The following is a 13,037-nucleotide window of genomic DNA, read 5'->3' on the forward strand; positions in this document are numbered from 1 at the left end:
TAGGTAACCTATACCACCCTCTTCATAACCAGTAAATTTTGTCTCGTATGACAATCCACGTTCTCCGTTACAAACGGATAATGCGCGTAATCGCATTATTCCTGCTGCTGACTGCAGCTTTCCATGCACAGGCTCAGACACCCCGTTTTAAGGTCATTGCGTTCTACAATGGCACCTGGGATGCTGCCCACATCAACTTTGTACAGGAAGCCAACCAATGGTTTCCTACCATCGCCGCCCAATACAATTTCTCTTATGAAGCGACCACCAACTGGAATAACCTGAACGCGACCTTCCTGTCGCAATACCAGGTTGTCCTGTTCCTGGATGACCTTCCTGCTGGTACCGCTCAACGTGCTGCCTTTCAGCAGTACATGCAGAACGGCGGTGCCTGGATGGGCTTCCATGTATGCGCATTTACCACCAGCGCCTCCGGATGGAGCTGGTATCACAACACGTTCCTCGGCTCCGGCAATTTCAGGAACAACACATGGGGTCCGACTACTGCCACACTCCGCGTAGAAGACCAAACACACCCCAGCACACTACGGCTGCCTGCTACCTTCACGTCTGCTGTCAGCGAATGGTACAGCTGGAACAATGACCTGCGCACAAACAGCAATATCAGGATCCTCGCGTCTGTCGATCCTGTGAGCTTCCCGCTGGGAACCGATCCTAATCAGTCCTGGACCAGCGGTTATTATCCGATCATGTGGACGAATAATAACTACAAAATGCTGTATGCCAACTTCGGTCACAACGACATGAACTACAGTAACAACACGCCCAAATCCTCCACATTCGCCAGCGAGATCCAGAACAGATTTATCATTGACGGACTCTTATGGCTGGGTGGCGTTAATCCCGGCCCCGCTCCTGCCCTGCCAATACCTGGTACCATACAGGCAGAGAGTTATACAAACATGAGCGGCATTCAGACGGAAGCAACGACTGATGCGGGTGGCGGACAAAACGTTGGTTACACCGACACCGGCGACTGGCTGGACTACAAAGTGAATGTACAAACTGCCGGTACATACAATGTACAGTTCAGGGTGGCCAGTCAGACTGCTGGTGGCAATATAGAGCTGAGAAAAGATGCAGCCGTACTGGCAACTGCTACTGTGCCTGTTACTGGCGCATGGCAAACATGGACCACTGTCAGCACAACTGCTACCTTAGCTGCCGGTGAACAGACACTACGTCTTCATGTAGCAGCTGGTGGCTTTAATCTCAACTGGGTACAATTCTCTACAGCCGCAAACCCGACCAATATTCCTGTTGGTCAGATTATCACACTCAGAGGTAACAACAACTTATACGTAAGCGGAGAAAATGGTACGAAAGCCATGACCTGCGAAAGAACGGCGCCGCAAACCTGGGAACAGTTCTCCGTATGGAATGCAGGTACAGGTAAAGTTAACCTGCGTAGCATGGGTAAATATGTATCTTCCGAAAATGGTACGCAGGCCATCACATGCAACCGCACCACTGCTGGTGCTACTGAGGTATTTGACTGGATATCTAACGCCGATGGTACGATCTCGTTAAGAGGTAGCAACGGCTTATACGTATCTTCTGAAAATGGTGCAGCAGCCATGACATGCACACGCGCGACAATCGGCGGTTGGGAAAAATTCAATTTTGCCATTGTTGGTCCTGTGCCTGCAGCTGCCACGCTCGCTGTTGCAAAATCAACGGAAGAAACTGTAAACAACAACGCTGTTATCGTATATCCGAATCCGTTTGGTACACAACTGAACTACAACGTTCCTGCCTCCTACTCGTCACATATCGCAACCATATATGACCTGAATGGCAGAGCAGTGCTACGTTCTGTGGTAAAAAATAGACAATCTGCCTATTCAATCAATACAAGTAATTTACCAAGGGGAATATATATTCTCGACATTACAAGTGGTGCCTATCATAAAAGAATTAAGATCCAGAAAGCAGAATAATACACTGCTGATATCAATGCCAAGCATATAAAAAAGGTTGCACATCCATCATGGTGTGCAACCTTTTCTACTGAACAAGCACTGTTATTAGTATAACAATCTTGTCTTAATAGTATGGTTAACATCCTTCAGTAAAGAGAATGCTTCTTTCGATAATTTGCTGTCCACGTCCAGTACCACATAACCAATCGCATCATTCGTTTTCAGGTACTGCCCCAGGATGTTGATCTTGTTCTGTGACAATACGGTATTGATCTCAGACAGTACGCCTGGTACGTTCTCGTGAATATGCAGGATACGGTGTGTATGATCTACTGCTGGTACGCTGATAGCCGGAATCGTATGAGAACCAAAGCTCGCACCTTTCTCCAGGTAGTTCAGCATCTTCGCACTTACATCCAGTCCAATGTTATGTTGCGCTTCTTCTGTGCTACCACCGATATGAGGGGTCAGTATCACGTTAGACAATTTCTGCAATGGCGTAGAAAATGCTGCACCGTTCTTCTCTGGCTCAACCGGGAACACATCGATCGCCGCACCTGATAACTGACCACTGGTCAGCGCATCTTTCAGGTCATTCAGTTCCACTACTTCGCCACGTGCATAGTTGATAAAAATAGCGCCCTTCTTCGCATATTTCAGTGTGTCTTTATTGATCATATTTGCAGTGGTCTTTGTAGATGGCACATGCAATGATATAATATCTGCCTGCTCGAACAACGCTTCAAGAGAACGGAGCTGTACGGCATTACCCAGCGGAAGTTTGGTCTCTACATCGTAGTAAAAAACATTCATACCCAAGGCTTCCGCCAGTACACTCACCTGGCTACCGATATTACCATAACCAACGATACCCAGTGATTTCCCGCGTAATTCATAGCTGCCCTTAGCTTCCTTCATCCAGATGCCCTCATGCGCAGCTGCGTTCTTATCAGGAATACGGCGGATCAGCATGATAGACAAGCCGATCACTAATTCCGCTACTGAACGGGTATTAGAGTAAGGTGCATTAAATACAGCTACCCCCATCTCGCGGGCACTCTTCAGATCTACCTGATTAGTACCGATACAGAAGCAACCCACCGCCTGTAACTTGGTAGCCGCTTCCAGTACTTTCCTGGTCACCTGTGTCTTGGAACGGATACCCAACAGATGAACGTCCTTCACCTCACGGATCAGATCTTCCTCGCCTAATGCGCCCGACAATCTTTTCACGTTGGCATATCCCGCCGACGTGAATTCCGCTGCTGCGGCGTCGCTGATATTCTCCAACAATAAAATATTGATCTTCTCCTTAGGATAACTTGTCAACTTTTGCTGATCCATTGATTATATTTTATGCGTTACCAATTGCAATAAACAATTGGCTTAATAATTGTTATATGGCGAAACGAAGGCACAAACCTAAAAGATGTTACGCAATTATCAAACAGTCTGGCCTCCGAATTTGATTTCGTCAAAATTTAAGTCGAATTTGACCCTTTTTTAAGGGTTTTAGGGCTTTAAATCTTAAAATACCTTTAAAATCGTCTTCGGGGAACTGTTTTTTTTGTGTAACAATTGATTAGGGGCTAATTTTAGCACCTTTTACAATTAAGCAGAAACAGAATCGACTCTAACTAGCAGAATGAAAGCAGCTTATATCGTATTAACAATTTCTGGTATGGCCTTGTATGCTATCACCGCATGCCAGAGCAATGCAGCAAACAACAAAGATAAAAAGAACCAACCAGATACTCCCCGGACCGAAGTGCTGAGTGAATCTGCTCTGGCCCTCCTCAACGCTCCTGTTACCAAATCACAGCAGGTAGCATTAAACAGCTTTTACCAGAATATGGTGCGCGCTGGCTTTAATGGCGCTATGATCGTCGCTAAGAAAGGTGTGGTGATCTTCGAACAATACCATGGCCTGGAGAATTACCGGAATAAGAAATCTGCTATCAACGACAGTTCCTCCTTTCAGCTGGCCTCTGTTTCTAAAACCTTTACCGCAATGGGTATTCTGTCCCTGATGGAAAAAGGTAAACTCAGTCTGCAGGATTCCATACAGAAATATTACCCTCAGTTTCCATATAAAGGGATTACCCTGCAGATGCTGCTCTCCCACCGTAGCGGCCTGCCGAATTATCTCTATTTCTGCGACAGCATCTGGCCTGACAAGGATAAATTCCTTTCCAATGATGATGTTATTCAGCTGATGATCACCCACCGTCCGCGTATACAACATACGCCTGGTACACATTTCCAGTATTGTAATACCAACTATATGCTGCTGGGGGCGATCATTGAAAAGGTCAGCGGACAGCAATACGCGGAATTCATGCAACAAACGTTTTTCAATCCGCTGGGCATGACCAATACATTTGTATATGATCCGATGAGTGCGGTGCGTCCTCATCAGACGGCCAGCCACAAATACAACGGACAGCTCGAACCAGACACTTATTTCGATGGCGTCGTGGGTGACAAAGGCATCTATAGTACAGCCCGTGATATGCTGAAATGGGACCAGGCCCTGTACAATGGACAGTTGTTCTCTCCTGAGACCATTAAAGCGGCCTACACACCCTATAGCCATGAAAAGCCAGGTATCCGTAATTATGGGCTGGGCTGGAGGCTGATGGTTTACCCGGACAGCAGCGAAATTGTCTACCACAATGGCTGGTGGCATGGCAATAACACCGTATTCAACCGCATCATCAAGGATACATCCACTATTATCATTCTCGGAAATAAATACAACCGGAATATTTACCGTGCAGTAAAACCGGTAAGCGCCATTCTGGGACATGGCACTGAAGAGGGGGAGGAATAATTACTCCCCATGCTTCCTGTTAGGCAACACATTTTCCCTCTTCCACGTTATTAAACCCGTAAATTCATCCTGCCTCACCGGACAGTTCTCCATCTGACAATAATGACAGCAGGAAGGAATACAAGGGTCCGTATGGATAAAAAACTCTACCTCTCCTGAAGAAAACGCCTCATTCACGAGGTGCTCTATCGCCTTCAACTCATCATGTGCCTCGCTTAACTCCAGGTAATAAGGCAACGTCAGGTGACAATCTATATGATAGTTACTGCCGTACTGCTGTACACGCATGTTATGTATATCGATCCATCTGGCTCTTCTATGCGCAGCCAGCACGGCTATCACCTTATCCACTACACGCATGTCCGTTTCATCCATCAGCCCGGAAATAGATGTGCGCATCAGCTGATATCCCTGTTTCAATATCAGCACTCCCATCAACACAGAAGCCGCCGGATCTATCCATTCCCAACCGGTAAAATGCATGATCAGCAACGCTGCTATCAGACCAATGCTACTATACACATCCGTCATAATATGTTTGCCATTACCGGAAATGGTCAGGGAACTTAACCGCTTCCCCTCCCTCTCCAGGAACAGCCCCAGTAAAAGATTTGCCAGGGTCGTACCAGCAATCAGCCACATGCCTTTATCCAGTTTAATCAGCTCCGTGGGAATAAAAAAATACTGCCCTGCCTTGAACAAGATCAGGCAGCCGGCAATAAAGATCATCGCTCCCTCAAAACCGATAGAAAAAAACTCCACTTTCCCGTGCCCGTAAGGATGATTCGCATCCTTTGGCTTGCTGGTCAGGTAAATACTATAACAGGCAAAAGCACCTGCTACCACATTGATAATAGATTCTAATGCATCCGATAGAATAGCGACAGAATGGGTCAGGAACCAGGCAGTAAATTTGGTCCCCGTTAAAACAAAACTGACGATCAGTGATACCAGTATAATACGTAACTCTCTTCTCTGCAAAACATGGCGGATTGATTCACAAAGAAAAGGAAAATATTGCGTAAGTTAGTAGAGGGTTCGGGGTGACTGACAACTGTATGTAGACTTTTAATTTTATCCTAACGTAGCAATCATCGTAAGTATATATAGAATTATCCTTTTCAGCCCGTTGACGGCAAACCAAAATCGCTAGTATGTACATTCTACACCCAAAAGCAAAGTGGCTATGCCTGCTAATATGCAGCGCATGCTGCAAAGTGCATTTGAATGCAGCCCCTGTGACGAGCGAAACGATCTCTCCGGGTACCTATGGGCTCTTCCAGCAACCTGTTACTGAAACTGTCACCGGTGTGGTCCGTGTGTATGGCAAGAATGGGCGTCCGGAAGCTATTCCCGGCATCAATGTCATTGAAAAAGGTACTACTAACGGTACCGTCACTGATGCTGCCGGCGCCTTTACGCTGAAAGTTAAACATGGAGCCACACTCACCTTCTCCATGGTCGGATACAAACCACAGGAAGCCAAAGCCTCCGCCAGGGATGCAGTGAACATTATTCTCGAAGAAGATATCAGCGCCCTGAAGGAAGTCGTGGTAACAGGTTATCAGACCATAGACCGTAAACTCTTTACCGGCGCGGCCACCAATGTGAAAGCCTCTGATATTAAACGTGACGGTATTGCGGATGTCAGCCGTATGCTGGAAGGTCAGGTGGCAGGTGTCACGGTACAAAACGTATCAGGTACTTTCGGTGCGGCGCCCAAAATACGCGTGCGCGGCGCCACCTCCATCACCGGCGATAACAAACCGCTCTGGGTAGTGGATGGTGTTGTACTCGAAGACGTGATCAATGTATCCAACGAGCAGCTCTCCACCGGTAACCCTGCTACCCTGCTGGGTTCCTCTGTTGCAGGCCTTAACTCCGACGATATTGAAAGTTTCCAGATCCTGAAAGACGCTGCTGCTACCGCTCTTTATGGCGCCCGTGCGATGAACGGTGTAGTGGTTGTCACCACCAAAAAAGGAAAGGTGGGTAAACCCGTGATCTCCTATACCGGCAACTTTTCCAGCTACCTGAAGCCCACCTACAACCAGTTCGACATCATGAACTCGGATGATCAGATGGCTTTCTATAACGAACTGGCCCTGAAAGGATGGCTCAACCATTCCGATGCGACCCGCGCGGAGAATGGTGGGGTATACACAAAAATGTATAATCTCATTGACAAATATAACGCTACCAACGGCGCATTCGGTTTGTATAACAGTCCCGAGACCAGACGCGCTTTCCTCGAACGATATGCCAAAGCCAATACTAACTGGTTTGACGTACTGTTCCGCAACTCGTTCATGCAGGAACATTCGCTGAGTGTCTCTTCCGGTACTGATAAATCGCAACTATATGTATCTACCAGCTTCCTGCAGGACCAGGGCTGGACACTGGCTGATAAACTGAAGCGTTTCACAGGTAACGTAAGAGCTAACTACAACATCAGCGATAAAGTATCCTTTGGCTTTATCACCCAGGCTGTGATCCGCGACCAGCGCGTGCCGGGTACGCTGAACAGGAACAGTAATCCCGTAAGCGGACAGTTCGACCGCGACTTCGACATCAACCCCTACAGCTATGCACTGAATACCAGCAGGGCGCTGACGGCATATGATGAAAAAGGCAACCTGGAATACTTCACCCGCAACTTCGCTCCCTTCAATATCGTAAATGAAATGAGCAACAACTACATTGATCTCAGTCAGCTCGATATTAAGTTGCAGGGCGATCTCTCTTACAAGATAAGGAAGAACCTGAAGTATACTTTCCTTGGTAATATCCGCTATGTGAAGTCAACCCAGGAACACAAGATCAAGGAGAATTCCAATATGCCACAGGCCTACCGTGCCGCAGGCGATGCCACCATCCGCTCACGTAACCGCTTCCTCTACCGTAATCCCGATGATCCGGAGGCAGAACCTGTCGTAGTACTGCCTTATGGTGGTATCTACACCACAGAAGATGACTACCTGGTCAGCTATTACTTCCGTAATATGCTGGAATGGAACAAGACATGGAATGACGTACATATGGTGAATTTCCTCGGCTCCCAGGAATTACGTTATGCAAACAGACAAAACAGGCAGTTTGACGGATACGGCTACCAGTTTGATAAAGGTGGTGTTCCTTTTATTGATCCGAATATCATCAAACAGAATATCGAGAACAACTTCAATTACTACAGCATCAGTCAGAACTACGACCGCTATCTCGCTTATCTTGCCAATGCTGCATACTCCTACAAAGGGAAGTATAACTTCAATGCGAGTATCCGTTATGACGGCTCCAACCTGCTAGGTGAGTCACGTACCGCACGCTGGTTGCCTACCTGGAACGTAAGCGGTTCATGGAATGTGGATACCGAAGATTTTATGCGCAGACAGGAAACAGTAAACCGCCTTACGCTCAGGGCCACCTATGGTCTGACCGGTAGTATGGGCAATGCCAGGAACTCCAGTGTCGTGTTGCAGAACCGTAGTGCAAACCGGCCTTATCTCTCAGAAATAGAATCTACCATTTACATACAGAGCCTGGAAAACTCCGAACTGACCTGGGAAAAACAATATGAGACCAACGTCGGCATTGATGCAGGTTTCTTCCAGGACAGGCTCACCTTTACTATTGATGGTTACCTCCGTAACGGCTTCGACCTGATCGGCCCGATCCGTACATCAGGCATCGGTGGAGAGAGTGTCAAAATTGCCAACTATGGCGATATGAAATCGCATGGTGTGGAAGCGACGATGGCTTATAAAATTGTAGATGAAAAGAAATGGGGACTGCGTACGCAGCTGACTGTCGGCTATAACAAAGGCAAGATCACCAAACTGGAAAACATTCCTATTATCTGGGACCTTGTCGTAGCAGAAGGAGGCGCAACTGTCGGACATCCGGTACGCGGACTCTACTCCATTCCGTTTGAAGGACTCAATCCCAAAGATGGTACGCCACTGTTCACAAACCAGGACGGACTCAAGAGCGGTAATGTGTACCTCCAGAGTGACCAGATACAACACCTTGTTTACAATGGTCCGGTAGACCCGACACTGACCGGTGGCTGGTATAACACCCTTCGCTACAGTAATTTCTCGCTCTCTGCACTGGTAACCTATAGCACCGGTAATAAGGTTCGACTGAACCCGGGATTCAAACAGGAATATAACGATCTGGATGCCAGTTCCAATGACTTCCTCAACCGCTGGACACTGCCGGGAGATGAGAACCGTACCAATGTACCTTCCGTACTGGATAAACTGGGTAACTCCCGCCTGGACGGCGCGTATCCCTACAACAACTATAACTACTCAACTGCGCGTGTAGCGAATGGCGATTTCGTTAGACTGAAACAGGTATCCCTGTCGTATAACCTTCCGCCTAAAGCGATCCGTCGTGCCGGATTCAATAATCTGTCTGTCAGTCTGGTGGCCAATAACGTATGGCTGATCTACTCAGATGACCGGCTCAATGGCCAGGACCCCGAGTTCTTCAACTCCGGTGGTGTGGCTCTTCCGATCCCCAAACAGTTCACGTTTTCAGTAAAGGCAGGACTATAACGTTAAAACCATCCAACGATGAAAAAAACAACTTTCTATATACTGGCTGCGACGGCGATCATTTCTTCCGGCTGTAAGAAGTACCTGGAGCAATCGCCCGACCAGCGTACCCAGCTCAATACGGTGGAGAAAGTGGCTGAGCTACTGGCCACTGCCTACCCGCAGGCAGATTATGCCACCTTCACCGAAGCAGCGTCCGACAATGCAGCTGACAAAGGCACAGGAGGATTCATCAGTGACCCGACCAATACCAATCCCTTTTTCTTCCGGGATGTGCTGGAAAGAACACAGGGTACACCGACGAATTACTGGAATGCCTGTTACCAGTCGATAGCTGCCTGTAACCAGGCGCTGGAGGCTATTGCAAAAGCAGATAATCCGGCAGACTATAATGCCCAGAAAGGGGAAGCACTTGTGGCCAGGGCCTATAATCATTTTATGCTGGTAACACTCTACTCGAAAGTATACGATGCAGCTACTGCCTCCCAGGACCCGGGTATTCCCTACGTCACGGTGCCTGAGAAAGTCGTTAATGGAAAATACGACAGAAAGACCGTTGCTTACGTATATGAACAAATTGAGAAGGATCTGCTGGCGGGCATGCCGTTGATCGATAATAACGCCTATAAAGTGCCTAAATATCATTTTAACAAGGCGGCCACCAACGCCTTTGCTGCCCGCTTCTATCTGTTCAAAAAAGACTATCAGAAGGTACTGACTTATGCCAATAACGTATTCCCCGGTGGCAACTTCAAAAACAACCTCCGCCCCTGGGTGACGGTATATAGTCAGCTGACAGGCACAGAGGCAGAAGCTATCTATACCAAAGCTTCTGAAACCGCCAATCTGTTACTGGTTGAAGCCCCTTCCGACTGGGCACGCAATGTGGCCAGCTTCCGCTATGGGCTCCGTACTGACCTGGTTTATTCATTATTCATTTATCCGAATGTGACCACTGCCACCTGGGTACAACCACTCTACTACCGGGGTAGTACAGAGAACTGGGTTGTGCTGAAGTTCCGTGAGCATTTCGTACGCTCCAGCGCCAATGCCGACATCGGTGTACCCTACACCATCTTTCCGCTGTTCACGGCTGAAGAAGCACTGTTCAACCGCGTGGAAGCGAATATCTATCTGGGGAATCTGACGGCGGCCAAAAACGATCTGAATGATTATGCCAGCATGCGTATTGAAGACTACACATCCAACTACCGGTTGTCTGACGCCAGACTGCGGAACTTCTACGGTACGCCTGATCTGAAGACGGCCCTCATCTATACATTGCTTGATTTCAAGCAGGCTGAGTTCATCCAGGAAGGCATGCGCTGGTTTGACATCCTGCGCTATGATATTCCGGTGACCCATACAAGTGTAGGTGGAGAAACGGAAACACTCACACCCGGTGATAAAAGACGCCTGTTCCAGTTACCACAGGAAGTAGTATTGGCCGGCATCCAGCAGAACCCCCGTTAACACGGTAAAACTAATTGACTATGAAACAAATGCAGATAAAATTGCTACTGGTGGTCATCTTCCTGGGAAGCCTCATGGCCTGCTCCAAAGATGATAAAATAAATAGTGTGAACATTCCCGGACTCGGTGGTGAGACATGGACTAAAGGTCCGCTGGACCTCTGGCTGGATTCTGTCTTTACGAAACCTTATAACATAGAAGTGAAGTATCGTTTTGAGCGTTATGAACTGACGCTCGACAAGACGCTGGTACCCGTGATGGAGAGTAAGGTACGTCCGGTGATGAGTACTATCCAGAAAACCTGGATCGAACCTTACATGGCGGAAGCCGGTGAAACGTTCTTCAAAACGTACTGTCAGAAACAATTTGTACTGGTGGGTAGTCCGCAGTTCAACTCCAACAATACCATTACCCTGGGAACAGCAGAAGGCGGCCGTAAAGTGGTCCTGTTCTGGCTGAATGATTTCCTGATCACAGACAAGCCCTTTGTAAAGGAAATGCTGCATACCATTCACCATGAGTTTGCACACATCCTGCATCAGACCATTATGTATCCGGTGGAATACAAACGTATCTCCACCGGTTATACCGGCAGCTGGAACGATTATACCCTGACAGAAGCACTGGCTAAAGGGTTCATTACACAATACGCCCGCAGTGCACCGGACGAGGACTTTGTAGAGATGATCGCCACCATGCTCGTAGAAGGTAAAGATGGTTTTGACGCCATCGTGGAAAGTGCCCCGGATGATGCACAACCGAAACTGAGACAGAAGGAAGAGATCGTTGTACGCTACTTTATGGAGAATTACAACATCGACTTCTATCGTCTCCAGACCCGTGTACAGGAGGCTATTGATAATCTGTAAAACAGGAAACATGCTTTATAACAGACTATATATCTTACTGCTGGCAATACTGTTTGCCGCCTGCTCGAAGGACAAGACGGAGTCCCTGTTCGGCGAGAAACCGGAAGAGCGGATGGAGGCCGCCATAAAGGAATACAAAGCAACGCTCGCCGGCAGCACCTACGGATGGAAAACCGTTATCTATCCTGACGCAGGCGGAGCTTATGCATTCTATTTTAAGTTCGGTACGAATGACCGTGTCACGATGTTCAGTGATGTGACGCTGGATGCAGCCGGCCAGTCTATGGAAAGTACCTACCGGCTGAAAGCAGTGCAACGCCCGTCGCTGTTGTTCGATACCTACTCCTACCTGCACCTCCTGGCAGACCCGGATCCGAATGTATTCGGCGGCGTAACAGGAGAAGGCTATTCAGTTGATTTTGAATACAGTATAGACGATGCCTCTGCTGATACTATCAGGCTGACGGGTATTGCAAAAGATACCAAAATGGTATTGGTTAAAGCTACGCAGGCAGAAGCGGAAGCCTATGCGGCCGGTGACCTGGCAACGCTGATCGATGCCACGGAAAGCTATATGCTGCAAGAGCCATGGCTGTATCTGCAGTTTTCAGATGGCGTCAGATTACAGGTAAGTGTAAGCACCTTCTATAAAACATTTACGCTGCTTTATATTGATGGCAGCGGACAGGTACAGAAGCTGTCTACCCCTTACTACTACACACTGAATGGTATACACCTGAAAACGCCGATCACGTATAACGGTAATATGTTTAGTGAAATATTATGGGACCCGGTCAAAAAACTCTTTTATGTAACAGTGAACGGTCAGCGGATAGAAGTAAAGACCGCTTCCGGTTCTGTGGTACCTGTACACCGGCTCATCGGTATTGACTTCTCTTCCCTGATCGTAACACCCGCACCCATGCCGGGATGGGCGCCTGCATACACAACGATCTCGGCTAACATCGCTGATGGATTGATCAACGGGCCTTACACCCTTCAATTGTATTATACGGAGTATGCATTTGACGTTGCCCAGCAGGTCATGAATGTGAACGTGGTTGTCACTCGAAATGGCAACCAATACCTCGCACAATATCCCTTCACCTATACCAAGACCAACGATGGCGTATTTAACTTTACCGGTCAGGCTTACAGTGGCAATGCGGCCCTTGTCGCAACGACCATGAAGCCATTGCTTGACTACATCCGTAATGACCGGTTTACGATCGATTATTATGTAGATAGCCAGGAGGGAAAACTGGGGCAATTGAAAAGTGTAGAACACCCCGATTTCTACTTTACCGGTTATCCGCAGTAGATCACCGAAGGATGAATGACATGACAATAAAAGAGG

The 13,037-nt window shown here is 47.8% G+C and carries 8 protein-coding genes; 6 read left to right on the forward strand and 2 right to left on the reverse strand.

The genetic code is table 11. The features are described 5' to 3' along the window. Window positions 1-47: 47 nt before the first annotated feature. A complete protein-coding gene (locus GWR21_RS04740) occupies window positions 48-1,961 on the forward strand; it encodes a carbohydrate-binding protein (protein WP_162330626.1) in 1,914 nt (637 codons plus the stop codon). 87 nt (window positions 1,962-2,048) lie between these two features. Here GWR21_RS04740 and serA read toward each other — a convergent pair whose 3' ends face one another. Beyond that, window positions 2,049-3,287 (reverse strand): phosphoglycerate dehydrogenase, encoded by a 1,239-nt coding sequence (gene serA / locus GWR21_RS04745; RefSeq protein WP_162330627.1) that lies wholly within the window; start codon window positions 3,285-3,287, stop codon window positions 2,049-2,051. Window positions 3,288-3,588: 301 nt separating this feature from the next. Between serA and GWR21_RS04750 the strand changes: the two genes are divergently transcribed. Next, window positions 3,589-4,776, forward strand: coding sequence for a serine hydrolase domain-containing protein (locus GWR21_RS04750; protein ID WP_162330628.1), 1,188 nt, complete (start codon window positions 3,589-3,591; stop codon window positions 4,774-4,776). Here the strand turns inward: GWR21_RS04750 and GWR21_RS04755 are convergent, their stop codons facing one another. Further along, on the reverse strand, window positions 4,777-5,757 hold the full coding sequence (locus GWR21_RS04755; RefSeq protein ID WP_162330629.1) for a cation diffusion facilitator family transporter: 981 nt from the start codon (window positions 5,755-5,757) through the stop codon (window positions 4,777-4,779). A gap of 173 nt (window positions 5,758-5,930) precedes the next feature. On the opposite strand from GWR21_RS04755, the gene GWR21_RS04760 reads away from it, so the two are divergent. The 4 genes from GWR21_RS04760 to GWR21_RS04775 are packed head-to-tail and all read left to right on the forward strand — an operon-like array spanning window position 5,931 to window position 13,001. Next, window positions 5,931-9,338: a SusC/RagA family TonB-linked outer membrane protein gene (locus tag GWR21_RS04760; protein WP_162330630.1), complete on the forward strand. Its 3,408-nt coding sequence runs from the start codon at window positions 5,931-5,933 to the stop codon at window positions 9,336-9,338. Window positions 9,339-9,356: 18 nt separating this feature from the next. Further along, entirely contained in the window at window positions 9,357-10,811 is a 1,455-nt protein-coding gene (locus GWR21_RS04765) for a RagB/SusD family nutrient uptake outer membrane protein (RefSeq protein ID WP_162330631.1), read from the forward strand. Window positions 10,812-10,831: 20 nt separating this feature from the next. Next, window positions 10,832-11,680, forward strand: coding sequence for a zinc-binding metallopeptidase (locus GWR21_RS04770; protein WP_162330632.1), 849 nt, complete (start codon window positions 10,832-10,834; stop codon window positions 11,678-11,680). A gap of 10 nt (window positions 11,681-11,690) precedes the next feature. Continuing rightward, window positions 11,691-13,001 (forward strand): DUF4302 domain-containing protein, encoded by a 1,311-nt coding sequence (locus GWR21_RS04775; protein ID WP_162330633.1) that lies wholly within the window; start codon window positions 11,691-11,693, stop codon window positions 12,999-13,001. Window positions 13,002-13,037 lie beyond the last annotated feature (36 nt).

The sequence above is a fragment of the Chitinophaga agri genome (genome assembly GCF_010093065.1).
In the GTDB taxonomy this organism is placed as follows: Bacteria; Bacteroidota; Bacteroidia; order Chitinophagales; family Chitinophagaceae; genus Chitinophaga; species Chitinophaga agri.